The organism is Sinorhizobium sp. NG07B (genome assembly GCF_002532005.1).
Classification (GTDB): Bacteria; Pseudomonadota; Alphaproteobacteria; order Rhizobiales; family Rhizobiaceae; genus Sinorhizobium; species Sinorhizobium fredii_C.
Window position 1 is genome coordinate 435292 of the sequence record NZ_NWTD01000001.1, and the last position, 23180, is coordinate 458471.

General features: G+C 62.1%; 26 protein-coding genes, 2 tRNA genes and 2 pseudogenes. 19 read left to right on the top strand and 11 right to left on the bottom strand.

From position 1 onward, the window contains the following. Nucleotides 1-335 precede the first annotated feature (335 nt). The 4 genes from CO664_RS02090 (at nucleotide 336) to CO664_RS02105 (ending at nucleotide 4188) form a co-directional block, all read left to right on the top strand. A complete protein-coding gene (locus tag CO664_RS02090; RefSeq protein WP_037425932.1) occupies nucleotides 336-1523 on the top strand; it encodes a polysaccharide biosynthesis/export family protein in 1188 nt (395 codons plus the stop codon). Between the two features lie 220 nt (nucleotides 1524-1743). Continuing rightward, the gene (pncA, locus tag CO664_RS02095) at nucleotides 1744-2343 is read left to right on the top strand and encodes a bifunctional nicotinamidase/pyrazinamidase (RefSeq protein WP_097525635.1); all 600 of its coding nucleotides are present in this window, start codon (nucleotides 1744-1746) and stop codon (nucleotides 2341-2343) included. A gap of 66 nt (nucleotides 2344-2409) precedes the next feature. Further along, nucleotides 2410-3714: a nicotinate phosphoribosyltransferase gene (gene pncB / locus CO664_RS02100; RefSeq protein WP_037425925.1), complete on the top strand. Its 1305-nt coding sequence runs from the start codon at nucleotides 2410-2412 to the stop codon at nucleotides 3712-3714. Nucleotides 3715-3975: 261 nt separating this feature from the next. After that, a complete protein-coding gene (locus CO664_RS02105; RefSeq protein ID WP_037378445.1) occupies nucleotides 3976-4188 on the top strand; it encodes a hypothetical protein in 213 nt (70 codons plus the stop codon). Between the two features lie 388 nt (nucleotides 4189-4576). Here the strand turns inward: CO664_RS02105 and CO664_RS02110 are convergent, their stop codons facing one another. Then, complete coding sequence (locus CO664_RS02110; RefSeq protein ID WP_082912172.1) at nucleotides 4577-4723, bottom strand: hypothetical protein; 147 nt, start codon at nucleotides 4721-4723, stop codon at nucleotides 4577-4579. 244 nt (nucleotides 4724-4967) lie between these two features. Here CO664_RS02110 and CO664_RS02115 point away from each other — a divergent pair, with 244 nt between their 5' ends. After that, entirely contained in the window at nucleotides 4968-7232 is a 2265-nt protein-coding gene (locus CO664_RS02115; RefSeq protein ID WP_097525636.1) for a PBP1A family penicillin-binding protein, read from the top strand. A 177-nt stretch (nucleotides 7233-7409) separates the two neighbouring features. Here the strand turns inward: CO664_RS02115 and CO664_RS31075 are convergent, their stop codons facing one another. Together CO664_RS31075 and CO664_RS02125 are read right to left on the bottom strand one after the other, a co-directional pair. Beyond that, nucleotides 7410-7616, bottom strand: coding sequence for a hypothetical protein (locus CO664_RS31075; RefSeq protein WP_050988378.1), 207 nt, complete (start codon nucleotides 7614-7616; stop codon nucleotides 7410-7412). Between the two features lie 599 nt (nucleotides 7617-8215). Then, nucleotides 8216-8290 (bottom strand) — tRNA-Thr (locus tag CO664_RS02125). Nucleotides 8291-8549: 259 nt separating this feature from the next. Here CO664_RS02125 and CO664_RS02130 point away from each other — a divergent pair. The 10 genes from CO664_RS02130 (at nucleotide 8550) to CO664_RS02175 (ending at nucleotide 14661) form a co-directional block, all read left to right on the top strand. Further along, nucleotides 8550-8768 (top strand): hypothetical protein, encoded by a 219-nt coding sequence (locus tag CO664_RS02130; RefSeq protein ID WP_037425919.1) that lies wholly within the window; start codon nucleotides 8550-8552, stop codon nucleotides 8766-8768. A gap of 159 nt (nucleotides 8769-8927) precedes the next feature. Further along, nucleotides 8928-10220, top strand: a complete 1293-nt coding sequence (gene murA, locus CO664_RS02135; protein ID WP_097525638.1) for a UDP-N-acetylglucosamine 1-carboxyvinyltransferase — start codon at nucleotides 8928-8930, stop codon at nucleotides 10218-10220. A gap of 155 nt (nucleotides 10221-10375) precedes the next feature. Then, on the top strand, nucleotides 10376-10816 hold the full coding sequence (locus tag CO664_RS02140) for a DUF2948 family protein (RefSeq protein ID WP_097538561.1): 441 nt from the start codon (nucleotides 10376-10378) through the stop codon (nucleotides 10814-10816). A gap of 33 nt (nucleotides 10817-10849) precedes the next feature. Then, nucleotides 10850-12154, top strand: a complete 1305-nt coding sequence (gene hisD / locus CO664_RS02145; RefSeq protein ID WP_097537811.1) for a histidinol dehydrogenase — start codon at nucleotides 10850-10852, stop codon at nucleotides 12152-12154. Beyond that, nucleotides 12151-12627: a UPF0262 family protein gene (locus CO664_RS02150; RefSeq protein WP_097525640.1), complete on the top strand. Its 477-nt coding sequence runs from the start codon at nucleotides 12151-12153 to the stop codon at nucleotides 12625-12627. Before hisD ends, CO664_RS02150 begins: the two co-directional genes overlap by 4 nt. Nucleotides 12628-12638: 11 nt before the next feature. Then, nucleotides 12639-13100: a low molecular weight phosphatase family protein gene (locus tag CO664_RS02155; protein WP_037425909.1), complete on the top strand. Its 462-nt coding sequence runs from the start codon at nucleotides 12639-12641 to the stop codon at nucleotides 13098-13100. Between the two features lie 178 nt (nucleotides 13101-13278). Continuing rightward, nucleotides 13279-13497 carry a translation initiation factor IF-1 gene (gene infA, locus CO664_RS02160; RefSeq protein ID WP_014327290.1) on the top strand — a complete coding sequence of 73 codons (219 nt, stop codon included), beginning with the start codon at nucleotides 13279-13281 and terminating at the stop codon, nucleotides 13495-13497. 41 nt (nucleotides 13498-13538) lie between these two features. Continuing rightward, entirely contained in the window at nucleotides 13539-14159 is a 621-nt protein-coding gene (locus CO664_RS02165) for a Maf-like protein (RefSeq protein ID WP_097525642.1), read from the top strand. A 6-nt stretch (nucleotides 14160-14165) separates the two neighbouring features. Further along, entirely contained in the window at nucleotides 14166-14378 is a 213-nt protein-coding gene (gene yacG, locus CO664_RS02170; protein ID WP_037425901.1) for a DNA gyrase inhibitor YacG, read from the top strand. A 207-nt stretch (nucleotides 14379-14585) separates the two neighbouring features. Continuing rightward, nucleotides 14586-14661 (top strand) — tRNA-Phe (locus CO664_RS02175). Between the two features lie 341 nt (nucleotides 14662-15002). Here CO664_RS02175 and CO664_RS02180 read toward each other — a convergent pair. Continuing rightward, nucleotides 15003-15284, bottom strand: coding sequence for a hypothetical protein (locus CO664_RS02180; protein WP_097537812.1), 282 nt, complete (start codon nucleotides 15282-15284; stop codon nucleotides 15003-15005). A 188-nt stretch (nucleotides 15285-15472) separates the two neighbouring features. Here CO664_RS02180 and CO664_RS31080 point away from each other — a divergent pair. From CO664_RS31080 to CO664_RS31085, 3 genes and pseudogenes are all read left to right on the top strand, one after another. Continuing rightward, nucleotides 15473-15716: pseudogene (locus CO664_RS31080) on the top strand (hypothetical protein); the annotation flags it as partial. Then, nucleotides 15713-16153, top strand: a complete 441-nt coding sequence (locus CO664_RS02190; protein ID WP_097537814.1) for a GcrA family cell cycle regulator — start codon at nucleotides 15713-15715, stop codon at nucleotides 16151-16153. The pseudogene CO664_RS31080 and the gene CO664_RS02190, both read left to right, overlap by 4 nt. Before the next feature lie 52 nt (nucleotides 16154-16205). Then, nucleotides 16206-16406 (top strand): annotated as a pseudogene (locus CO664_RS31085) (hypothetical protein); the annotation flags it as partial. Nucleotides 16407-16682: 276 nt separating this feature from the next. Here the strand turns inward: CO664_RS31085 and acpP are convergent. From acpP to CO664_RS02235, 7 genes are all read right to left on the bottom strand, one after another. Continuing rightward, nucleotides 16683-16937 (bottom strand): acyl carrier protein, encoded by a 255-nt coding sequence (gene acpP / locus CO664_RS02200; RefSeq protein ID WP_097525645.1) that lies wholly within the window; start codon nucleotides 16935-16937, stop codon nucleotides 16683-16685. A 124-nt stretch (nucleotides 16938-17061) separates the two neighbouring features. Further along, entirely contained in the window at nucleotides 17062-17247 is a 186-nt protein-coding gene (locus tag CO664_RS02205) for a hypothetical protein (RefSeq protein WP_037425977.1), read from the bottom strand. Nucleotides 17248-17703: 456 nt separating this feature from the next. Then, nucleotides 17704-18009, bottom strand: coding sequence for a hypothetical protein (locus tag CO664_RS02210; protein WP_037425886.1), 306 nt, complete (start codon nucleotides 18007-18009; stop codon nucleotides 17704-17706). A gap of 648 nt (nucleotides 18010-18657) precedes the next feature. Further along, nucleotides 18658-19866, bottom strand: a complete 1209-nt coding sequence (locus tag CO664_RS02220; RefSeq protein WP_097537816.1) for an MFS transporter — start codon at nucleotides 19864-19866, stop codon at nucleotides 18658-18660. Nucleotides 19867-19925: 59 nt separating this feature from the next. Beyond that, nucleotides 19926-20915, bottom strand: a complete 990-nt coding sequence (locus tag CO664_RS02225) for an AraC family transcriptional regulator (RefSeq protein WP_097537817.1) — start codon at nucleotides 20913-20915, stop codon at nucleotides 19926-19928. Nucleotides 20916-21117: 202 nt separating this feature from the next. Then, the gene (locus CO664_RS02230; RefSeq protein WP_176536476.1) at nucleotides 21118-21909 is read right to left on the bottom strand and encodes an alpha/beta hydrolase; all 792 of its coding nucleotides are present in this window, start codon (nucleotides 21907-21909) and stop codon (nucleotides 21118-21120) included. Between the two features lie 59 nt (nucleotides 21910-21968). Then, on the bottom strand, nucleotides 21969-22175 hold the full coding sequence (locus tag CO664_RS02235; protein ID WP_097537819.1) for a hypothetical protein: 207 nt from the start codon (nucleotides 22173-22175) through the stop codon (nucleotides 21969-21971). 261 nt (nucleotides 22176-22436) lie between these two features. On the opposite strand from CO664_RS02235, the gene CO664_RS02240 reads away from it, so the two are divergent. Continuing rightward, nucleotides 22437-23153 (top strand): Crp/Fnr family transcriptional regulator, encoded by a 717-nt coding sequence (locus tag CO664_RS02240; RefSeq protein ID WP_037426622.1) that lies wholly within the window; start codon nucleotides 22437-22439, stop codon nucleotides 23151-23153. The last annotated feature ends 27 nt before the right edge of the window (nucleotides 23154-23180 follow it).

The following is a 23180-nucleotide window of genomic DNA, read 5'->3' on the forward strand; positions in this document are numbered from 1 at the left end:
AACCGGCGATACTTTTGCTGGGCGCTTTTCCCCTTTTTTGTACCCCCTGCTGCATTAGGGAGCTTTTAACTGATAGGGCCTAGCTTTCAACCCCAAAGGACTAGATAAACGGCCTGCAATCCCCGTCCAACACAATTACGGCGACAGCTCGTAACCGTTTTCGAGGGCGGTATGGCCGGAAAGGCGCAGTGCCGAATATTTTGGCCCGCTTCACGGCGGGTGACTTGTTGTGGAACGGCGATTGTGCTTTTCAGGGACCGGCGGATTCCTGCCGGGAAGAATGCGGTGCAGATTTTTGAACGGAATCATCGCTGTGCCGAATACGGAGTATCGTAGTGAAACGAGTGACTGCCCTTCTGCTTTGTACCGCGCTTGCGGGATGTCAGGCTGTACCGGGCGAGGGGCCGCTGACCAGCGATATCGTCGCAGAAGCCGGCCAGTCGGGATCGCAGATCGGCAGGAAGAACGCCACCGTTTTCGACATCATTGATATCGATGGCCAGTCCGCGCGGCTCGTTTCCGAATATGTGGCGACGACGCTGAGCCGCCGCTTCGGCATCGGCGGTGGCGTCGGCCAGGTGGTGATCGGCGTCGGCGACCAGCTGAAAGTCACGATTTTCGAGGCGGGCAGCGACGGGCTGTTTTCCACAACGGAATCGAAACAGACGAGCATTGATCTCGTCGTCCAGCCGGACGGCAAGGCGGCGATCCCCTACGTCGGCTCCGTTCGCTTCGCCGGCCTGACGCTGGAACAGGCGCGCCAGGCGATCCTCGACGCCTTGAAGCAAAAGGCCGTCGAGCCGGACGTCATCGTCACCTCGACGTCGACCGCGTCGCGCATCGTCACCGTCTCGGGCGCCGTCGGCCGCCCCTCGGTGGTGCCGCTCAATCTTGTCAGCGAAACCATTAACGAGGTGATCGCCAAGGCCGGCGGTCCCTCGGCGCAGCCCTACGAGACCTATGTGACGCTGGTGCGCGGCAAGAAGACCGGAACGGTTCTCTTGAAGTCGATCATCGAGAGCCCGTCGGAAAACATCCATGTGAAACCGGGCGATCAGATCTTCGTCACCCGCGACCCGCGCACCTTCACGGTCCTCGGCCAGGTGCGCGCCAACCAGCGGGTCGAGTTCGGCGCCAACGACCTGAACCTGCTGGAAGCGGTGGCGCTCGCCGGCGGCGGGTCGGATCGGACCATCGATGCAAAGGGCTATTTCGTCTTCCGCTACGAGGAGCCGGACATCGTCATGAGTTTGCTCGGCCGGGAGCGCTTCAACACCATGCTGAGCAAGGGCATGCAGCCCGACAGGGTCGGCCGCTATCCGATCGTCTACCGCTTCAACATGACGAACCCGGACAGCCTGATCGTCGGACAGACCTTCCCGATCAAGAACCGCGATGTCATCTACGCCTCGCGCCATCCGTCGGTCGACATCACGAAGTTCATGGAGTTCATCGCGCGGCCGATCGGCATTGCGAATTCCGGCGTCAACGTGGCTGACAACATCAACGATCTCAACAATTGATGGCCGCGCGGGGCAGTCCCCTGCGCGCCACGCTCCCCGCGACCGAAGCGGCACCGCCAGCAACATCCTTGAATCGATTGCCTTGATCGGCTTGCATGAGTTCGTGCCGAAGCGGCAGCGGCCGGCGAACATGCTTGCCGCCTCGCGCGTTCTGTGATTGATCTTGCAGGATTAAATCGATTTGCCGGCTCTGCCGGTCGGCGATCGCGAGGAGTGGCCCATGGCTGAAGACGCCCTGATCGTCATCGACATGCAGAACGACTTCTGCCCCGGGGGCGCGCTTGCCGTGGCGGGCGGCGATGACATCGTGCCGATCGTCAACCGCCTGATCGAAGCCGCGCCGCACGTCATCCTGACGCAGGACTGGCACCCGGCCGGGCATTCGAGCTTCGCTTCGAGCTATCCCGGCAAGGCGCCTTTCCAGACGGTGACGATGCCCTATGGCGAACAGACGCTCTGGCCGGATCACTGCGTCCAGGGAAGTCCGGGAGCCGATTTTCATCCCGGCCTGCGATGGACGCCGGCGGAACTGGTGGTGCGCAAGGGCTTCCGCACGGGCATCGACAGCTATTCCGCCTTCTTCGAGAACGATCATCGGACCCCGACGGGGCTTGCCGGCTACCTGCGCGAGCGCGGCATCTCCAAACTGTCGCTCTGCGGTCTGGCAACGGATTTCTGCGTCGCCTATTCGGCGCTCGATGCGGTTGCCCAGGGTTTTTCGACCTCCGTCGTGCTCGGTGCCTGTCGCGGCATCGATCTGAACGGATCGCTGGCCGCGATGACCGGGCGCATGCGCGACGCGGGCGTTGAACTGATCTAGCCGCGCCGGCGCAGGATCAATCGATCGCCGCGGTCCCATGGCGATCCAGAAGGAGCGAAGTCTCAGATGCCAAAGACCGATATCGCGCGGCGGGTCTATAACCACACCTGGAAGCTCGACCCGATCATCCGCAGCCTGTTGGACACGGACTTCTACAAGCTCCTGATGCTGCAGATGATCTGGCAGCTCTATCCGGATGTCGACGCGACCTTCTCGCTGATCAACCGCACAAAAACCGTGCGGCTTGCCGAGGAAATTGACGAACAGGAACTGCGCGACCAGCTCGATCATGCCCGCACCCTGCGCTTCACCAAGAAGGAGATGATATGGCTAGCCGGTAACACATTCTACGGCCGCAAGCAGATCTTCTCGCCGGAATTCCTCTCCTGGCTCGCGAAGTTCCGCTTGCCCGAATACGAGCTGTCGCGCCGCGACGGCCAGTTCGAGCTGACCTTCCGCGGCCGCTGGGTCGAGACCACCATGTGGGAGATCCCGGCGCTGGCGATCATCAACGAACTGCGCTCGCGCGCCGCGATGAAGGGCCTCGGTCCCTTCACGCTCGACGTGCTCTATGCGCGCGCCAAGGCCAAGATGTGGTCGAAGGTCGAGCAACTGCGGCACTATCCGAACCTGCGGATTTCCGACTTCGGCACCCGCCGCCGGCACAGCTTCCTGTGGCAGCGCTGGTGCGTGGAGGCGCTGAAGGAAGGCATCGGCGCCTCTTTCTCCGGCTCGAGCAACGTGCTTCTCGCCATGGATAACGATCTCGAGGCGCTCGGCACCAACGCCCACGAACTGCCGATGGTGGCCGCAGCCCTTGCCCGCAACGACCGGGAGCTCGCCGCCGCCCCCTACAAGGTGCTGCAGGACTGGAACCAGCTCTATGGCGGCAATCTGCTGATCGTTCTGCCGGATGCCTTCGGAACCGCCGCCTTCTTGCGCAACGCGCCCGACTGGGTGGCGGACTGGACCGGCTTTCGGCCCGACAGCGCCCCGCCGATCGAGGGCGGCGAGAAGATCGTCGCCTGGTGGAAGAAAATGGGCCGGGATCCGCAGGACAAGCTGTTGATCTTTTCCGACGGGCTCGACGTCGACACGATCATCAAGACCTACCGCCATTTCGAGGGGCGCGTGCGTATGAGCTTCGGCTGGGGGACCAACCTGACCAATGATTTCGCCGGCTGCGCGCCGACCGAGATCAGCGGCCTCAACCCGATTTCGATCGTCTGCAAGGTCAGCGAAGCCAACGGCCGTCCGGCCGTCAAGCTGTCGGACAATCCGCGCAAGGCGACCGGCGACCCGGCCGAGGTGCAGCGCTATCTGAAGTTCTTCGGAACGGAGGATTTCGTCGAACAGAGCGTCCGGGTGTGAGCAATGATCCTAAAAAAGAAACCGGCTGAGCCGGTTTCAAGAAGGAGTGCGATTGTCCACCATCGCGGCATCATACTAATGGTTGAAATCTTAAGCTTCCGTTATCGGCGAACGGCAAGCTGAGGTTAGCACCCGCGGCGATCAAAAAGCGGCGCCGCGATGTCGCAATTATATGACTTATTGGGGTCCCTCACTATTTTCTTGTATTTCCCCCAGAATACCCCATGATGCGCCCATTGAGGTACACCTTGGGAGGGGTTCGTGCGTCAAGCCTATTCGCCTGATGACGTCGACGTCATGCGCGGAGCACTCGATGTTTGGTGCGCCCTGCACAATGTCGGCAAGGATGGAGCAGAGGCCAACAGAGCCGCCCGCCGCATCCTCGACTTGATGGACAGGAGGAAGTGCTCCTGCGACGAGCTGCTTGCGCAACTCGGAGATTTCCGCCCGGAGCCGCGCCAGCGCGCCTTCTAAGACCCAGCGACAGCATCATCCAGCGTTCCGTGCGGCTGGTCCCGTTCGACGGGCCGCCGCTGTGGACGGAGGCGGGCGTGTGCCTTCAGAGACCGGTCAGCGAAGCGCGCGGGTCGAAGCATCGCGTCGCCTACAGTGCCGTGTATCCTTTAGACGTCACAGTACGCGACTCTCGGCAATTGGGACGGTGGTGGCGGCTTTTCCGCCCTCATCCCTGTGCTTGTCACAGGGATCCAGCAGCGCTGCGTCGGCGGCGCGCAAGAGTCTTTCAGCCAAGGACTTGGCGGGCTGGATTCCTGTGACAAGCACAGGAATGAGGGTCGAAGGTGGGGCACGGCGGTACCACAATCGAAGAAGCGCAGCAGGTTGCTGTCGCGCACTGCGACCGTCACCGCGGGATCGACGAGGTGATCTCGCCGGAGATGGCGGCGTTCGCCTGTATCCTGTGCTGCGTTAGCGCGACATGGAGAATGCCGGATACTACGATCGACACGACGAGAACGGCGATGGTGGCGCCGAGCCCCGATTTGATCATCCCCATGTCCTCCAGGAAGGCGTGAATTGCCGCTGCGGCTGTCAAAGCGTGAAATGGAGATATTCCTGTGGCGGCGACCCGGCTGTTCCCCGAGTAACGGTGGATATGGTTAACGATGTCTTCACGGGGTTGGCGGGCGGTCTGCAACAATCATGCGGCGCCACCATGTTTTGGACATGTTTCTGGCAACCACTCGCCGGCCGATGCGTTCTGCGCATGGGTGATAGATCGATCGAGAGCACGGATGGCGCAAAGCGATGCCGCGTCGAAGATTGGCCCGGAGGACCAGGGGCCGGAAGAAGCCGTGCCGAGCCGAGATCACCCGGGCCGCGCGGATGGCGACGCATTTGCAAAAACCAGGAGAGCATTCGCCGGGCTCGGCCGTGCGCTGATGAGACTTGGCCGGGCGCTTGGGGAGGAAGTGCCGGTTGCGGCCCGTCGGGCCGGTGAGAAATCCGGCGCTGCCGCGCGCGACGCCCTAGAGCGGCTGCGGCGGAGCTCGAGCAGCAAGGCCGAAGCCGCCGGTTCGGCGGGCAGATCAGCCGGCCAATGGCTGAAGGCGCGGCGCGGCGCGGCAACCGAAGACCGCCCGGCCTTACCGAAGCGTCCGGCCGGCCGTCGCGCTATCCTGCTGCGGAGCGCAGCGGCGGCGGCCGTAACGTCGTTCGTGCTGCTGGCCGTCGTCTTCGCCTGGGCGCTCCGCGATGTCCCCTGGAACGAAATCGCCGAGGGCTCGCTGAAGCCGGTCGTCGTGCTGGAAACCGCCGACGGCAAGCCTCTGGTGAGCCAGGGGCCGTTCCAGGGATCCTACGCGGCGCGCGCGGATTTTCCGCCGCACCTGATCGAGGCGGTGCTTGCCAGGGAGGACCGACGCTTCTATGAGCATTCCGGCATTGATCTGAGGGGCATCGCCCGGGCGCTCTACACCAATCTCGGCGCCGGCGAGGTCGTGCAGGGCGGCAGCACCATCACGCAGCAGCTGATCAAGATCCTCTATCTCGAGCGCGACCGCACCTGGAAGCGGAAGATCCAGGAGGCGGTGATCGCCTTCTGGCTGGAGCGCAAGCTCGGCAAGGACGAGATCCTCACCCGCTATCTGAACAATATCTATCTCGGTGCCGGCGCCACCGGCGTGCCGGCGGCGGCGCGGATCTATTTCGACAAGGAGGTCTCGGCGCTTTCGATCGGCGAGTCGGCGATGCTGGCGGCGATCATCCGCGCCCCCTCGCAGCTCAATCCGCTCACCAATCCGGAGGGCGCCCGCCAGCAGGCGGAACTGGTCCTCGATGCGATGGTCAAGGGCAACCGGATCACTCAGGATGAGGCGAAGGTCGCCCGCGCCGACTTCGGCAAGCTGCAGCCGACCAGCCCGGCGGTCCGCTCGGGAAGCTGGTTTGCCGACTGGATCATGCAGGACGCCCGCGAGCTCGCCGGCCCCTATCGCGGCACGATCAAGGTCAGGACCACCATGGTGCCGCGGCTTCAGGCGATCGCCGAAAAGGTCGTCGCTGACGCGCTGAAACGCGAGGGGACCAAGGCGGGCGTCTCGCAGGCCGCCCTGGTGGCGATGACGCCGGAGGGCGCCGTCGTCGCCATGGTCGGCGGCCGCGACTATACCAAGAGCACCTTCAACCGCGCCTTTTCGGCGATGCGCCAGCCCGGCTCGGCCTTCAAGCTGTTCGTCTACTACGCCGCCCTGAAGCGTGGGCTGACGCCGTTCGACCCGGTCGAGGATGCGCCGATCGAAATCAACGGCTGGTCGCCGGAGAATTTCGGCGGCGGCTATAGCGGCGTCGTCAGCATTGCCGAGGCCTTTGCGCGGTCGCTGAACGCCGCGACCGTGGCGCTCGCCATGGAGGTCGGCATCGACGAGGTCATCGCCTCTGCCCGGGAACTCGGCATCGACGCCAAGCTTGCCGACACGCCGAGCCTCGCGCTTGGTTCCTCGGAGGTGAACCTGCTCGACCTCACCGGCGCCTATGCTTCCGTCAGGGCCGGCCGGGCGCCGATCGAGCCCTGGGGCATCGAGTCGCTCCATGCCGAGGGCCAGCCGCAGGCCTTCCGCGTCGGCCCTTCCAGGGAGGCCACCACCGATATCAGCCAGTACCGATCGGATCTCGTTTCGCTCTTGCGGCTCGTCGTCGAGCGCGGCACCGGCCGCGAGGCCGATATCGGCATGCTCGCCGCAGGCAAGACCGGCACCAGCCAGAACCACCGCGACGCCTGGTTCGTCGGCTTCACCGAACCACTGATCGTCGGCGTCTGGGTCGGCAACGACGACGAAACGCCGATGAAGGACGTGACCGGCGGCAAGCTGCCGGCGCGGATCTGGAAAAACTTCATGACCGCGGCACTGGCCGAGGGCACTCCGCAGGAGCCGGGTGCACAAGTGGCGGGCTCGGCGCCAGCTTGCAACTTCCGCGCCTGTGCCAGGGCGTATCGGTCGTTCCGACCGGATGATTGCACGTTCCAGCCGTATTACGGACCGCGGAGGCTTTGCGAGAAGTAGAGATCGAAGGGCGGCGCAGTGCCGTGCCTGAAGTGTCTTCGGTCGGTTGAGCTTCTTCTGTGCGCCCAAGTCCAAAGCTCAGAAGACTGATCGTGTCCAGGTGGGGTGAGGCAGTGAAGCTTAGTGCAGTCTTCCGTGTTGAGAAGGTGTCACGACACTTCGCTAAGCGACGCGCGATCATGCGCTACGCTCTGTCTCGCTTCCCTCGTCCAATTCCTGGATTGGCAGAAAGCCGTATCCGTGTAGCCACTCGCGAATGATGAGTCGGATTATCGATTCTCGCGTCATCTCAAGCAATTCGCAGGCGAGGACGAGCGCCAACTCCACGTCGTCGTCATCGAACGTCCGCCTATCCACGTTTTCGGTGTGAACCATTGTCGCCATGACTGCCCCTACTACTACAACCTCACAGACTAAAGGTTCTCACAGCACACGTTACAGTCAAGGATTACAGGCCCCTTCAAAGGGGTAGAATATGCCGCTAAGCCGTTGGAAAAATTGGGCTAAGACCTTTGTCGCGGTCTCCTAAGACTAAGGTCCTAAAGTCCCGTGCGCGCGGGCACAAGTCGCCGAGGCAACAGGCGACCTATTGAACGCAGTCAAAGCTAATAAGGCCGGGCGGGCAAAGCGGCACTCACACGGGACGGGGCCCAGAGGCGCGGAGCTAACCCGAGTCCCAGACCTGCCGGAGGGTATACGGCGATGCTCTGGGCCCCGCGTGGCGCACACCGGAGGGGGATTATTCTCCGACGTGGTAACTGCGCATTTTGCTCCCCCGTTTGGCCTTCAGAAAATCTCCCAAATCGGCGGCGGAAAGTACATCTTGCGGGCTGCTCAATGTGCGTCCTGGCACATGCGAATTACTGAGGGATCCGGCGGGAACCTTTTGCGCGACAATACGTTACCCGGAATCGCTCCGCTCATCCTGGCCTCAACCCGGGAGCCGTGCCGCTCTGCAAATACGATGATTTTATTGAGAAAACTGGTGCTGCTAGAGAGATTTGAACTCTCGGCCTCTCCCTTACCAAGGGAGTGCTCTACCCCTGAGCTATAGCAGCATCCGGCGGCGTTTCGAGTACGCCGCAGCAAGCGAGGGGCCTATTGCCATAGCTTGCGGGAGAGCGCAAGCCGCATTTCGAAGTTTTTGGTCGGGTTGGGACATGCCGGCATGCGGCAGGTCCGGTATCGGATCGCAAATGCCGCTGGTTTCAATAGGTTGGGCTAGATCGTGGCTGAAAATTCGCCTTTGTTTTTTCGCATTTCTCTCGGTCCGAAATCCTCTTGCTGCTTCCGGGGCGCCCGCTTTTGCGCTAATCCATGATTATGCAGAACGACGACGACAAGGAGCGCGCGCCGGGGCCGCGAAGCGGTGTTGAGAAGGGCGTGAACGAAGCCGAGGCGAGGCGGCAGCGGCTGGCGAAGACGCTGCGCGACAATCTCCAGCGCCGCAAGCAGCAGGCGCGGGCCCGCCGGGCCGGCGACGCCGACGAGACATCCGGGCTGCCTGCCGCAAAATCGGACGAATCGGACGAATAGTAGCGGCGGAGGATGAAGGCCGCGCACCCGGCGGCTTCGTCCCTTTCTTGTCGAGACGCATTTCAAGGCACTTCTAATTTCGCGGCATCTCCACTAAGAGACGCCCTTCAGCAACACCGGAATTTCGAGAAAGCGGGCGGCGCCCGTGCGAGAGGTCTCATGGATCGCATCAGGATCGTAGGCGGAAATCAACTCCACGGGGTCATCCCCATTTCCGGCGCCAAGAATGCCGCTTTGCCGCTGATGATCGCATCGCTCCTGACCGACGATACGCTGACGCTCGAAAACGTGCCGCATCTCGCCGATGTCGAGCAGCTGATCCGCATCCTCGGCAATCACGGCGCCGACATCTCCGTCAACGGCCGCCGCGAGCGCCAGGGCGAGAGCTACGCCCGCACCATCCATTTCACCAGCCGCAACATCGTCTCGACCACAGCCCCCTACGAGCTCGTCTCGAAAATGCGGGCGAGCTTCTGGGTGATCGGGCCGCTGCTTGCCCGCGAAGGCAAGGCGCGCGTCTCGCTGCCGGGCGGCTGCGCCATCGGCACCCGGCCGGTCGATCTCTTCATCGAGGGCCTGGCGGCGCTCGGCGCCAATATCGAGATCGACGGTGGCTATATCGACGCCACGGCGCCGGAAGGCGGGCTTACCGGCGGGCGCTATGTGTTTCCGAAGGTCTCCGTCGGCGCCACCCATGTGCTGATGATGGCGGCGACGCTTGCCAACGGCACAACGGTGATCGGCAATGCGGCGCGCGAGCCCGAGGTCGCCGATCTTGCCAAGTGCCTGAACGCCATGGGCGCGAAGATCACCGGTGCCGGCACCGGCACGATCACCATTGAAGGCGTGCGCTCGCTGTCGGGCGCCCGCCACCGGGTGCTGCCCGACCGGATCGAGACGGGCACCTATGCCATGGCCGTGGCGATGACCGGCGGCGACGTGATCCTCGAGGACACGGATTCGAGCCTGCTCGCGACCGCGCTCGAGGCGATCCGCCGCACCGGCGCCGAGATCAGCGAGACGAACAGCGGCATCCGCGTCGTGCGCAACGGCGCCGGCATCAGGCCGGTCGATATCGTCACCGATCCCTTCCCGGGCTTCCCGACCGACCTGCAGGCCCAGTTCATGGGCCTGATGACCAAGTCGAGCGGCGTTTCCCATATCACCGAGACGATCTTCGAGAACCGCTTCATGCATGTGCAGGAACTGGCGCGGCTCGGCGCGAAGATCTCGCTGTCCGGCCAGACGGCGAAAATAGAGGGCGTCAGCCGCCTGAAGGGCGCCCCGGTAATGGCGACCGACCTGCGCGCCTCCGTGTCGCTGGTTATCGCCGGGCTTGCCGCCGAGGGCGAGACGATGGTCTCGCGCGTCTACCACCTCGACCGCGGCTTCGAGCGGCTGGAAGAGAAGCTGACGCGCTGCGGCGCCCATGTGGAACGCGTCAGCGATTGACCCGGATGCATGTCGCCCAAAGTGTGCCGGTTTTGGGATCACGACATGCACAAAAATCCCGCGCCTGAAACCGTTGCGGTTTCGGACGCGACGTCTTATGTCCTTTGCGACCACCTGCTTATATGTGGGGCCATGAATGGGACGGGATGGATCGCATGGATGCTTTGAAGCTGCTGGCACTCGACGAGGAAGACCTGGGGGTCGTTTCCGCTCATGTGCAGGACGCAGTCTTCAAGGTGGCCGGCATTCATTATGATCCGCGCCGTCGTCAGTTTTCCCTCGTCATCAACCGCTTCGTCTGGGAGAAGGCGGAAGGCAAGCGCAAGAGCTTCGAGCGGCGCCGCGCCCTGCTGCTCTTCAAATGCGTCAGCGCCGTGCGCTCGCTCGGCTTCGACCGGGCCGACATGGAAGCGGTGCTCGATCTGCTGGCGCTGCGCTTCCTGATCAAGGGGGAGGGCCCCGAGGGCACGGTCGAGGTCGTGCTTGCCGGCGATGCCTCGATCGCGCTCGATGTGGAATGCATCGAGGCGCAGCTTGCCGATACCGGCGGGGCGTGGGAAACCGCGTCCAGGCCGCGCCATCCCGAAGGCGACTGAGCAGAGCGCCGCACCACCAAGAGGATCATCGCATTGGCAATCCGGTTGAACTTTCTCGACAGCGGCTTCGAACGTGACTTCGCCGCCTTCCTGACGACCAAGCGGGAGGTCTCCGAGGACGTCAACGCCGCCGTGCGCGCCATCATCGACGACGTGCGGGCCCGCGGCGACGCCGCGCTCGCCGACTATTCCGCCCGCTTCGACGGCGTCGATTTCGGCGTCGCGCCGATGGCGGTCAGCCCGGCCGAGATCGACGCGGCGATCGACGCGGTCGCCCCGGAGGTGCTCGGCGCGCTCAAGGTCGCGGCGACCCGCATCGAGGCGCATCACCGCCGGCAGCTGCCGAAGGACGATCTATACGAGGATGCCATGGGCGTCGGCCTCGGCTCGCGCTGGACGGCGATCGATGCGGTCGGGCTTTACGTTCCGGGCGGCACCGCCAGCTATCCGAGCTCGGTGCTGATGAACGCGCTGCCGGCCAAGGTCGCCGGCGTGCCGCGCATCGTCATGGTCGTGCCGACAAGGGGCGGTGCGATCAACCCCGCCGTGCTGTCGGCGGCAAGGCTTGCCGGTGTCGAGGAAATCTATCGCATCGGCGGCGCCCAGGCGATCGCGGCGCTTGCCTACGGCACCGAGACGATCCAGCCGGTCGCAAAGATCATGGGCCCCGGCAACGCCTATGTGGCGGCCGCCAAGCGGCAGGTCTTCGGCACCGTCGGCATCGACATGATCGCCGGCCCCTCCGAGGTTCTGGTGATCGCCGATGGCGACAACGATCCGGATTGGATCGCCGCCGATCTGCTGGCCCAGGCCGAGCATGATGCCGGCGCCCAGGCGATCCTGATCACCGATGACGCCGCCTTCGGTGCGGCGGTCGAGCAGGCGGTCGAGCGCCAGCTGAAGACGCTGCCACGCGCCGAGACGGCGGCGGCGAGCTGGCGCGATTTCGGTGCCGTGATCCTGGTGCCGGACCTCGACAAGGCGGTGCCGCTCGCCAACCGCATCGCCGCCGAGCATCTGGAGCTGGCGATGGCTGATCCGGATTCGGTGGTGCCGAAGATCCGCAATGCCGGCGCCATCTTCATCGGCCGCCACACGCCGGAGGTGATCGGCGACTATGTCGGCGGCTCCAACCATGTGCTGCCGACGGCGCGCTCGGCGCGCTTCTCCTCTGGCCTCGGCGTGCTCGACTATATGAAGCGGACCTCGATCCTCAGGCTCGGGCCCGAGCAGCTGCGCATTCTCGGCCCGGCGGCGATCGCGCTTGCCAAATCGGAAGGGCTGGAGGCCCATGCCCGCTCGGTTGCCATCCGCCTCAATCTCGAGGACGCCGGATGAGGGCCGATCGCCACTTGCGCCTCTGCGATGTCGTGCTGGACGAGACGATCGGCCGCTCGACGCCGGACGTCGAGCACGAGCGCGCGGTTGCGATCTTCGATCTTTTGGAAGAGAACCTGTTCGAGCCGGTCGGCCACCCGGGCGGTCCCTATCGGCTCAATCTGTCGCTGGTCGACTCGAAGCTCGTCTTCGCCATCTCGACCGACGGCGGCGATGCGGTTGCCACCCATATTCTGTCGCTCACCCCCTTTCGCCGCATCGTGAAGGACTATTTCCTGATCTGCGAAAGCTATTACGAGGCGATCCGCACCGCGACGCCGAGCCAGATCGAGGCGATCGACATGGGCCGCCGCGGCATCCACAACGAGGGCTCGCAGACGCTGATGGATCGGCTTTCCGGCAAGATCAGGCTGGATTTCGACACGGCGCGGCGCCTTTTCACCCTGGTCTGCGTGCTCTATTGGCGCGGCTGACGGAGGCGGAGATGAGCGGCATCGCCGAGCCAGGATCGAAGATGCCCCGCTCGATACTGTTCATGTGCGGCATGAACGCGATCCGCTCGCCGATCGCCGAGGCGCTCGCCAAAGCCGCTTTGCCGAAGGGAACCTATGTGGCCTCGGCCGGCGTGCGGCAGGGCGAGCGCGACCCCTTCGTCGATGTGGTCCTCGAGGAGATCGGCCTGTCGATCGGCCGCCACCAGCCGCGCACGCTCGAAGAGCTCGAAGACGACTACTTCGACGTGATCGTCACGCTGGCGCCGGAGGCCCATCACAAGGCGCTGGAACTGACCCGCTCGATGGCGGTGGACGTCGTCTACTGGCCGACGCCGGATCCGACGGTGGCGACCGGCACGCGCGACCAGATCGTCGGCGCCTATCGCGCCGTCAGGGACCACCTCGCCGGCCTGATCGCCAGCCGGCTCGCCGGCCGCGAGAAGGTCGGCTGAGGGCCGGCGCCCTTCGCTTTTGCATGGATGAAAGCGACAGCGGCAGCGCAGGGTAGAATTCAGGAAAAAACGGGCATCAAGGCGGGTTCACAAATCCATGGCGATTGTGTAGTTTCCGGCAAATTTTTCAAGGATGCGTGGCGCATCCGCTCTTGAACATGAGAAAGCATCATCCTTTATGGCGAAAGAAGAAGTCCTCGAATTTCCGGGCGTGGTCACCGAATTGCTTCCCAACGCGACCTTCCGCGTGAAGCTTGAGAACGACCATGAGATCATCGCCCACACGGCCGGCCGCATGCGCAAGAATCGCATCCGCGTTCTCGCCGGCGACAAGGTGCTGGTCGAGATGACCCCCTACGACCTGACCAAGGGCCGCATCACCTACCGCTTCAAGTAAGCGTTAGCGGCGGTAACCTCCGGGATTCGCGGCTCGTTTCCATGACAGTCACCCAAAAGCTGATATTGGCCTCCGGATCGCCGCGTCGCGTCGAACTCTTGGCGCAGGCCGGCATCGAGCCGGTGCGCCTGCTGCCGATGGACCTCGACGAGACGCCCAAGCGCGCCGAGCACCCCCGCTCGCTCGCCCGCCGGCTTTCCGCCGAGAAGGCGAAGGCGGCGCTGGCGGCGATCAAGGGAGAGCCGGGCTGGGACGGGAGCTACATTCTCGCGGCCGACACGGTCGTCTGCGTCGGCCGCCGCATCCTGCCGAAGCCGGAGCTCGTCAGTGAAGCGTCGAGTGCGCTGCACCTTCTTTCCGGCCGCAGCCATCGTGTCTATACCGGCATCTGCCTCGTTACGCCGGATCGGACGCTCCGCCAGAAGGTCGTCGACACCAAGGTGCGCTTCAAGCGCCTTTCGGGCCTTGACATCGAGACCTATCTCGCCTCCGGCCAATGGCGCGGCAAGGCCGGCGGCTACGGCATCCAGGGCATCGCCGGAAGTTTCGTCGTCAAGCTCGTCGGCTCCTACACCAATGTGGTAGGCTTGCCGCTCTACGAGACCGTCAGTCTCCTCATCGGCGAGGGGTACGACGTCCACGGTCGCTGGCTGGAAGGCTGAAGACAGGTGAGCGGCGAAGGCAAGAAGAAGAGTTCGAATGTCGAACCCCTGCGCCCGACTCGGCCCTGCCCGGAATGCGGCCGCCCGTCGGTGCGCGAGCACTATCCCTTCTGCTCTGAGCGCTGCCGCAACGTGGACCTCAACCGCTGGCTTTCCGGCTCCTACGCCATCCCCGTCGCCGACGACGAGTCGAAGGCCGACGACGACGAGGATCGCTGACAGCGCGGCGCAAGGCGCCGAAGCCTGCTCCGATCCTGCTGAATCCCTTCGCTTTTCACGGCTTTTCCACGCCCCGGGGATTTCCTTCGAAAAAGAGTCATTTGGTGCTGGACACCGCCGAACAAGATGCTATAACCCCGCTCGCTTCCGGGGCGAACCAAGCGCCCCGACGGTTTCGAAAGCGAAAGCCGCTGCCGAAGGCAGGATGCCCGGATAGCTCAGTTGGTAGAGCAGCGGATTGAAAATCCGCGTGTCGGTGGTTCGAATCCGCCTCCGGGCACCATTCAGTCCTCCCCAAAAAGCACAGTCTATCCCATCTCAGAATTGTCGCGACATTTCCGCGAGATAGCCGATATTTTCGTCGAGTGAACGGGCATTTTCTCTGGCTTTCGCGTCTCATTCTCTGCTTTTGGCCGCCCGGTCTCAGAAGGCCATTCCCGCCCGCCAAAATAATTTCTAATATTGGCTGCCATTTTTCTTGCGACTGTTTCCCTTGTCCGGTCCGCGGCGTTCCTTCAGCCGTCTTGGCTGGCGACCTGGCGGACCGTGAAGGCGAGACTGCGGCCCGCTTCCGGCGCCGGAGGCGAGCCGCGATGTTCCGCTGGTGATGCTGCGATGTGATCGTCAGGCGCTTAACAAGGCATGCTGCTCCTGCCAGCTCATCGGCATGCCCAGAATGCGGGTGAGCTTGGCGATGGTGAGATCGGCGGCCTGCTGGCCCGTCAGGATTGCTTCGGTGATCCGGGGCGAGAGGAAGGCCATCGGCAAGACGCGGCTGATGTCGGGACCATGGACGCCCAGTCGCTTGGCCACTTCGGTGTGGGCTGCGCCCGAGCCATCGGTCAGCGCTTCGAGATAGAGATGCGCCTTGGCGATCAGGCCGATCAGCATCGGATCCTTAGCCATGCCGATTTCGGGTCCGCCGTCCGCAGGGCAAATGCCGCAGGCCGGTCCGGCAGCGGAAACAACCCAACCATCATCATCTGTGAGCGCGACACCCAGCCCCTGCGCTGGGCGACCATTTCGTTTTGGTTTGCATGCCCGCTCATAGCGGCATCGTGTCTACGGCGAGTGAACCACACAAATTGAGGAAGTCCCTCCTCCTGTGGGCCATCGACGAGTTTTGGTCCCCGATCGCAGTCCGCGTCAACCGGAGCGCCATGCACACGCGTCTGAAGGTCCAGGAAACGACAATCTCACCGGAGCCGCCGACGAGCTCGCGCGGATGCTGGCACTTCCCGACGCAAAAGAAGTCAGCGCTGAGCAGCTGTCCTACGCCGCAAGATGCGGGCAAAGGTCGATTCTGCAGAGCCCACGCAAGAGGAGCAAGCGGCATGACTATCCAGCACCGCCCCGTCGACATCGAGGCCGCCTCGAAACTTTGGAGGGATGATCTTTCCGCCTCGCAGATCGCAAATCGCTTCGGTGTCAGCCGAAACGTGATTGTCGGGATCGCATTTCGAAATCGCGCGTTTTTCCCGGAGAAACAACGATCTAGGAGTACGAGGCCCGAAAAGGCCGCATGCCCTCCAAGGAAGGTTGAAACGCGTAAGCTGTACACGCCGCACGAGGCAGAGCCAATCCCGGTCTCCAATTACGATGCGAAGCGTTTGCCATATGCCAAGCATCTAGTGGATTTGCTTCCCGGCGAATGCAAGTGGCCCCTCAACAACGGCGGGCCCTACCTTTTCTGCGCGGCCAAGACTGCCGGGAAATACTGCCAACAACATCAATCCAGATCCTTATCTACCTACCGCACCAAGAAGCAGAGGTGATCATGCTGGCGAATTGTTGCGCAGCGTCAACACTGACGAACGAGGGACAAGCATGAAGAGATCACGTTGGTATGCGATCAGGGTTGCACCATGTCATCAGCGGATGGCCGCAGCGGACGGCCGCCTGCCGGAAAGCCGGCGCATGGAGTCGATCATCGAGCGGAACTGCCGCAAGGATGGCGTCGACATCTTCATGCCGTCTTTCCACGCCGAGCTTAAGCACCATCGGACGAACAAGATCATCCAGAAGCGCTTATTGGCCGGACCGCCGAGAAAGGCGGTAGGAGAGCGCCCAAAATTCAGGTCGCGGTCTCCGGAACTTGTTTTGAACACAATCGGCACCTATACACCCGTGCATCGGCATTGCTATGAGCGCTGAAATGACTCGCCGCTCGCAGTTGCCGCATCGCTTTCGACTTTTGACCACGGATGTACTGGCACTGGTTTGGTAAGCGGTGATGAGGAAGGTCGGTGCGGTTTCGCCCCGGCCTTTTTTGTGTCTAGGAGATAAGCCCCGGCGTTTCGCGCGCTAGCTCTTAGCAGTCGACGCTACAACGAAGTCGATTGCAGTTCCAACCGTTGTAATGGCGTCAGCCGCTTCTTCTGGTATTTCGACATCAAACTCGTCCTCGATCATCATCACGATCTGAGCGAGTTCGAGAGAGTCAGCGCCGAGGTCCTCGACGATGGACGCATCATCCACAGCGAGGGCAGCATCTACGCCCAATTGCTCGATGATGATTTCCCTTACGCGGCCAGCAACTTCGGCTCTGGAGTTTCCTATCGGTGTCCTCTCTTGGTGTGAGGCGTCACGCGAAGGTAATCCTGAAATTTCCATCGTCTAGGCCTTCTTCGCGTTTCTACCAACTCATCGGACTCCCTCCCTGCCGTGAAGAGCGGGGCCTGTGTCACTCTTCCCACAGCATTTCCATGATCTCGTCGGGTGACTCTTGAACCTGGTGCGTCACGCAGGTCCCGCTGTTGGCGACGAAGGTGAGGGTGGTTCGCCGCTGTCCTTCTACCCGCTGGAAGTGCGTGACATTGTCCATGTTGATGAAGATAGGTCCATTGTTGTCGTGCAATTTGAGCCACATGAGTTTGTCCTCTTCGAGCGTAAAGCTTCCGTCGAAGTATAGCAGGGGCAACTAATGAACCCTATCTCGTCAATAAACTGAACGCTTTCGACGTATGATTGTGTCGTGCTCGTCAAGCGCGATGGCGAAGGATCGTGGTGCTTTGATCTTGTTTTGGCTAGGCCAGCTTCATAAGACGGTCGCTGTCCAAATCCAATTCAGAGGCCATCTTTTATGCAACTCGCCTATCTCGCCGTCTCCCTCATCATACTCGGTGGTGACGAAGGTCCTAAACCCAAGGACCAAAGGAGATCGCAATAAACGGCGCCTGGTCGAGGTAAGTTCCACCTTCATGTCGGCGTAGAGCAGCCCGGTAGCTCGCCAGCCTCGGTGCTGAACGAATGGGCAGCCAAGGGCTATCGGCTCGATCAGGTGGTCCGCAGATGACCTACGATTGGTTGCTGATCTTCGTCTTGCTTAATTGGTCGGCTTCACAAGCGAGATGACCCGCGGCTTTGACGGCGCGTCCAGCCATTCAATCCAAGTGTCTCGTTCCTCGATCGTGTCGAAGAACCGCCAGAGCTTGTACTCTTCTTCGGTAGTATCCAGCATCTCGCCAACGGTCACGAGCTCCAGGGGTAACGTCACCTCGTTCCCGTCGAACCGAACGAAATAGAGTCCTTCGGCAGCGAGACGGATCACTTGACCGGTGGAGTAACTCCCATCGGGAGCGTCGACCGTGAAGTACATGCCGGTCAAAGTCTCAGAAATTTTGCTGCTCATCGGTTTCGCATGCCAGTTCACGAAAGGGGGAATCAGAGGTTCGCCCAAGCCGCCGGCAAACGCAAGAGATCACCATGACAGGAGCGCGGGCGATGGGATCGTGACGAGGATCCGACAGCCGTCTTTCGGCGCGCTTGCCATGTGGCGCCAGCTGTCTGGCTCGGCCATCATTTTCCCTGCCTTGTTGCAGGTTGAAAGTGTCGCCTCCCCATCGGAAACGGTCAACGCAAACTTTGCACAACCCATCGTCAGCGACGGCCGTCTTCAGGCGGGCTGTTCGGATTCTGTCCGTAAGCCCGCGAGCAAAGAGGCGTAACCGTCAAATGAAGGAATGAGCGTGGTCATTTTAACCGCCAACCACCTTGACCCTAAAATGGGCGGGTCGGCGGTTAATCCTCTGAAGGCGGTTGGTCAGAATGCGGGAGCATTATCTGGGTCGCGTCGCTATCGCATGGCGACGTTTGGGCGCGCTGCAGACGAGAATTGGCTCAAGTCCAACCCTCAACTGTGACACTCCGAGTCGAGCTGGGATCGAGGAACCGCCCACGCGCTCGATACGATGTCGGAACACCTCGCAGATGCGCCGAGCTTTCGCCGCATCCGCAAGCATCTCAGGCCAAGGCGGCTAGTTACGCCGCCGAAGCAAAATTAACCGCGGGGCTGCAGCAGCGCCAGTGCAACGGTCGATACGGCAAGGACGGCGGTAAGGGTTAGGGGCCCAGTAGCGCCATAGTTGTCCACGACATAGCCGCCGAACACCGCGCCGATACTGATGGCGACCTGGAAAGAGACGACCATCAGACTGCCCACTGCTTCAAGCGCGTCAGGCGCCCCGCGGGATAGATTGGTAGGCAGCACCACCGGCGCCATGCCAAAAGCGAAGCCCCAAAGCATAGCGAAGCCGAAGGCGACGACGATATGCGCGCCCCAAAGCACCAAAGCGAGGGTAGCAAACGCCATTAACGCCGCGGTGGCCATGAGTGCCGTGCGGATATCAGCGTCAGCCATTCGGCCACCGGCAATATTGCCGATCACAGAGGCAATGCCAAACCCCAGCAGCGCGAGGGCAATCGGCCAGGTTTCAAGGAGCGTCACCTGTTCGAGGAAGGGCCGCACATAGACGGAGCCGGCAAAATGCCCCGTCATCAGTAAAAGGATAGCAAGCATTCCCAGTTGAACACCACGCCGCCGTGTCAGCCGGAAGACATCGGCAACGCTGTTGCTTGTGCTCGCAGGCAGCGTCGGCAGGCTAAGAACCTGCAACAGCAGGGCAAATGCGGCAAGCCCCGCTGTCATGGCCATGGCGCTGCGCCAGCCCAGCCAGTCGCTGATCAACGCGCCCATCGAGGGCGCAGCAATGGTGGCGAGCGAGACGCCGAGGGTGACGACCGCCATGCCCCGACCCGTCGCATTGGTGCCGACCAGCCTCGCCACGACGGCAACTGAAAGCGCCCAGAAACCGCTAAGCGCGATGCCCAATCCGGCCCGGCCCAACAGCAATAGCCAGAAATCGGCAGCCAGCGCCGCAAGAATATTGGAGCCGATCGCCAAGGCACTAAGACCGACCAGCACCGTCTTGCGGTTTAATCTGCCGATGAGAACATTGCTCAACAAGGCCGTCACGGCGCCAACGGAAGCGGTGGCGGTGACGACCTGTCCGGCCGTTCCCTCACTAATGCCAAGATCGCTCGCCATTGGCGTCAGCAGACCTGCCGGCAGGAATTCGGCCGACACAAGGGCAAAGCTGGTAGCCGCCATCGAAAGGACGGCAAACCAGGTGGCCGCGCTCCAGGCGACCGGCTCAGCGGTATCAATGTCTATCAGCGCGCTGTCAAACTGTGATGTTGTATCCGTCATTGAAGCATCTCCGAGGGTTGGAGATCTTCTTAGACCAGTCTGGCGGGATCATATGTACCTTAAAATCCGAAATCTATGTCCGTTCGTCCGGATATGCTGCGGCGCACAACGCCCGGCGAGACGTTGGTGATGCGCTTGAACGCCCGAGCGAAGGATGCCTCGGATTCATAGCCTAAACGGGTTGCGACCTCGGCAACTGACATGCCGCTTTGCCCCAATAACTCGCGGGCGAGCTGCATTCGCAGACGAGCGAGATAACGTGCCGCACCTTCCCCTAAAATAGCGCTGAAGCGCTCGGCGAAGATCGAGCGTGATTGACCTGCCACACCGGCGAGGCTGTCGAGGGTCCAGTTATGGCCGGGGTCGCGGTGGATGGCGGCCAGTACGCGACCGATATGCGGGTCGCGGATGGCGGCGAGCCAGCCGGTGGTTGAGGCTCCGCTGCAATTAACCCAGCAGCGGATGAGCCGCGCGACGAGCAGGTCCGCCATACGCGATAAAACGGTTGCGCTGCCCATCTGTGGCTGTGCGGCCTCTGCTGTCATAGCCGCTAGCAGGGGACTAACAATAGGGTCATTGCCGGCCACGTCGCAGCCCTTGATGATTGACGGCATCAAAGCGATCAAGGGGTTAAGCGCACCGGCGCCCAAGGCCATGGAGCCGCAGAAAAGGGTGCTGGTCTCACCCGTTCCCTCCCGCACCACTTCGCAGACGTTGCTACCCAACTTGGTCACCTGGCAACTCCTGAGCGAGTCGTCGACGACACCGGGCGCGCTGGCCAGCCGGTGGGCGATGCCTTGCGGCAGCAGCACCAGATCACCATCGTGCAACTCCTGCCAGCCATGCGTTTCCGTATGGATCCAGCACGGCCCCTGGCTCACGAAGTGAAAACGAAGCGACGATTGTTGCGGAAAGGCGATGCTCCATGGATGTCGCAGCTCGCAACGGCCATAGTTGACGCCACTCAAGCGAAAGTCTCGCAGGACTTCGCTTAGCGCATCCATTGGGATATTTGGCGGCGAAGGGGATTGCGACGAACGGTCAAGCATTTGCCCAATTTAGATGCCGCCCGTCCGCAATGCAAGGTGGCCGTGGTTGAATACAACCGGCATTGTGGCGACCGCTTCGCGCTCTATGCACCCAGCGGCTTCTTGATCGTGCACGCTTCATGAATTCAGCGAACCGAATTACCCGTTCGGAGTTGTCGAGTAGGCAACCCAGGTCCGGCCGCCTACTTGACGCTAAGCGTCGTCAAAGCGTCTCCACGAACCGGATAATGTCGTCGATCATGGGGGCGTCCCAAAGATCATTGTGACCGAAACCGTCGTAGATCAGCATTCGCTTGGGCTTGGGTGCGATTTCATATAGCGCCTCGCCCGAAGAGAGTGGAATGACAGCGTCACGCCGACCGTGGATGAACAGCTTCGGCTGCCTGACCTCTGCTATTCTCAGGTCGGAGCGGAACGGATCCTTGATAAGGAGTGCAACCGGGAAGTAGGGGTAAATCGTCTGAGCGAGCGATAGCACCGACAGGTAGCCAGAAACGAGAATGACGGCGATAGCCGGTCTGCGCCGCGCAGTATCGATGGCGACGCCGCTTCCCAGAGACTGGCCGAGCACAATGATCCGGCCTTCAGATCCTGCAGCAAGCCAGTCGAATGCGGCAACTCCGTCGGTGAGTAGGCCTACCTCGCTCGGTGTCCCGGTCGACCCGGGATAGCCGCGATAGGAAATTGCCAGCAGGCCGATGCCTCGTGAGGCCAGCGCTTGGGCGAGAAAGCTATAGTTGTCGATCCGGTCAGCGTTGCCAAGAAAGAATAGCACGGCCGGCTTGCGGGGTTTGCCCCGGCTATAGAGTCCGAAAAGCGTCTCTCCGTCGGGCGTCTTAATATAGACAGTCTCGCCCCAGCTTGCGTGCCCAGGCGCCTGTTGCGCACCGGGATAGAGGAGGGCTCTCTGGGAGATGTACGTCACGGCGAGGAGGGACACATAGCTGATAGTCGTCACAGCCAACAACATCAGCAGAAGTTTTGCGATGCTCACGACGTCATCCATCGACGCCTAAGGGCCTCAGCGCCAGACTGATCGGCATGCAGGGCCCCTCAACACCGCTTCGCTGCGGCGGCTAAACCCGTGGTGTCGCGAATCCCGGACTGATAGGCTTCGATCAGCTTCGCGGCAAGGACGTGAGCTTCTTCCGACTCCAGCGGCAGAGCCCGTACTTGCAGTTCCTTTCGGAAAATTTTCTCGATCATCTTGAGCTCGTCAGGCCCGATTGGGTCGCAGCTCCAAACTCGCTCGGATTTCATCAGCTTTTCCTCTGTGCCGGGCAACGCCGGTCGGTGTCGGCGCAAAGTCTACGCCCCTTCACCAATATGGCGAGTCATTAGAGCGCCTGGCGGATCAAGGGTCCGGAACCGTACGAACGAGGAGACGAGTCTGATGGGCGACGGTGCCTCTGCAGATTGGCGACGGGCAGCCTCCATGCTAATGTGCGGGCCGTTTCGGTCGGAGCTGAGCGGGGCGGCGAGGCGCCGCGGTGCCTGGCTCCGCAGCCTAGGGGAACGGCTATGGCAGTTCCTTCCCAAGCCTCAATCAACAATCAGTTGTTAACCCTGCTCCCCGAGCCCGACTATCGCCAGATCGCGCCCGATCTCGACCCCGTCAATGTGGCGAGAGGGTCGTTGCTGGCAACGGCCGGCGATCCCATCGAGCATGTCTACTATCTCACATCCGGCATCGGTTCGCTGGTCGCCTCCACGCCGGAAGGCAACAGAGCAGAGGCGGGCATCTTCGGGCGTGAAGGTTACATTCCAACCTCTGCGGCGATGGGTGTTGAGCTAAGCGTCCACGACGTCATCATGCAGATCGAAGGAGATGCTTACCGGATGGAGTTCACCGCATTCCGGAAGTGGATGGATCGTAACCGAAACTTCGCAAAGGTCATGATCCGGTGCATCGAGGCCTTCTCGATTCAGCTGACCTACACTGCCATTTCGAACGCCGTGCACGGGGTGGACGAGAGATTGGCAAGGTGGCTGCTGATGTGTCATGACCGTGTCTCAGGCGACGAAATTCCTCTGACACACGAGTTCATCTCGCTGATGCTCGCCGTTCGTCGTCCAAGCGTCACCACCGCGCTGCATATTTTGGAAGGAAACGGCTTCATTCGCTCGGTCAGGGGGAACATCATCATCCGGAACAGACAGGCCCTCGAGGAGTTCGCCCGGGACGCCTATGGTAAGCCGGAAGCGGAATATCAGCGGCTTATGACAGGGCTTTTCTGAGTCCGGAACGAAGTTCCAAGTCGCGCC

What these genes read in the sequence shown, in the direction of transcription:
- pncA (WP_097525635.1), top strand. Translation starts at nt 1,744, where the DNA reads ATGGCTGAAGACGCCCTGATCGTCATCGACATGCAGAACGACTTCTGC.
- pncB (WP_037425925.1), top strand. Translation starts at nt 2,410, where the DNA reads ATGCCAAAGACCGATATCGCGCGGCGGGTCTATAACCACACCTGGAAG.
- CO664_RS02110 (WP_082912172.1), bottom strand. Translation starts at nt 4,723, where the DNA reads ATGATCAAATCGGGGCTCGGCGCCACCATCGCCGTTCTCGTCGTGTCG.
- CO664_RS02115 (WP_097525636.1), top strand. Translation starts at nt 4,968, where the DNA reads ATGGCGCAAAGCGATGCCGCGTCGAAGATTGGCCCGGAGGACCAGGGG.
- CO664_RS31075 (WP_050988378.1), bottom strand. Translation starts at nt 7,616, where the DNA reads ATGGCGACAATGGTTCACACCGAAAACGTGGATAGGCGGACGTTCGAT.
- CO664_RS02130 (WP_037425919.1), top strand. Translation starts at nt 8,550, where the DNA reads ATGATTATGCAGAACGACGACGACAAGGAGCGCGCGCCGGGGCCGCGA.
- murA (WP_097525638.1), top strand. Translation starts at nt 8,928, where the DNA reads ATGGATCGCATCAGGATCGTAGGCGGAAATCAACTCCACGGGGTCATC.
- CO664_RS02140 (WP_097538561.1), top strand. Translation starts at nt 10,376, where the DNA reads ATGGATGCTTTGAAGCTGCTGGCACTCGACGAGGAAGACCTGGGGGTC.
- CO664_RS02150 (WP_097525640.1), top strand. Translation starts at nt 12,151, where the DNA reads ATGAGGGCCGATCGCCACTTGCGCCTCTGCGATGTCGTGCTGGACGAG.
- CO664_RS02155 (WP_037425909.1), top strand. Translation starts at nt 12,639, where the DNA reads ATGAGCGGCATCGCCGAGCCAGGATCGAAGATGCCCCGCTCGATACTG.
- infA (WP_014327290.1), top strand. Translation starts at nt 13,279, where the DNA reads ATGGCGAAAGAAGAAGTCCTCGAATTTCCGGGCGTGGTCACCGAATTG.
- CO664_RS02165 (WP_097525642.1), top strand. Translation starts at nt 13,539, where the DNA reads ATGACAGTCACCCAAAAGCTGATATTGGCCTCCGGATCGCCGCGTCGC.
- CO664_RS02180 (WP_097537812.1), bottom strand. Translation starts at nt 15,284, where the DNA reads ATGGCTAAGGATCCGATGCTGATCGGCCTGATCGCCAAGGCGCATCTC.
- CO664_RS02190 (WP_097537814.1), top strand. Translation starts at nt 15,713, where the DNA reads ATGACTATCCAGCACCGCCCCGTCGACATCGAGGCCGCCTCGAAACTT.
- CO664_RS02205 (WP_037425977.1), bottom strand. Translation starts at nt 17,247, where the DNA reads ATGTGGCTCAAATTGCACGACAACAATGGACCTATCTTCATCAACATG.
- CO664_RS02210 (WP_037425886.1), bottom strand. Translation starts at nt 18,009, where the DNA reads ATGAGCAGCAAAATTTCTGAGACTTTGACCGGCATGTACTTCACGGTC.
- CO664_RS02220 (WP_097537816.1), bottom strand. Translation starts at nt 19,866, where the DNA reads ATGACGGATACAACATCACAGTTTGACAGCGCGCTGATAGACATTGAT.
- CO664_RS02225 (WP_097537817.1), bottom strand. Translation starts at nt 20,915, where the DNA reads ATGCTTGACCGTTCGTCGCAATCCCCTTCGCCGCCAAATATCCCAATG.
- CO664_RS02235 (WP_097537819.1), bottom strand. Translation starts at nt 22,175, where the DNA reads ATGAAATCCGAGCGAGTTTGGAGCTGCGACCCAATCGGGCCTGACGAG.
- CO664_RS02240 (WP_037426622.1), top strand. Translation starts at nt 22,437, where the DNA reads ATGGCAGTTCCTTCCCAAGCCTCAATCAACAATCAGTTGTTAACCCTG.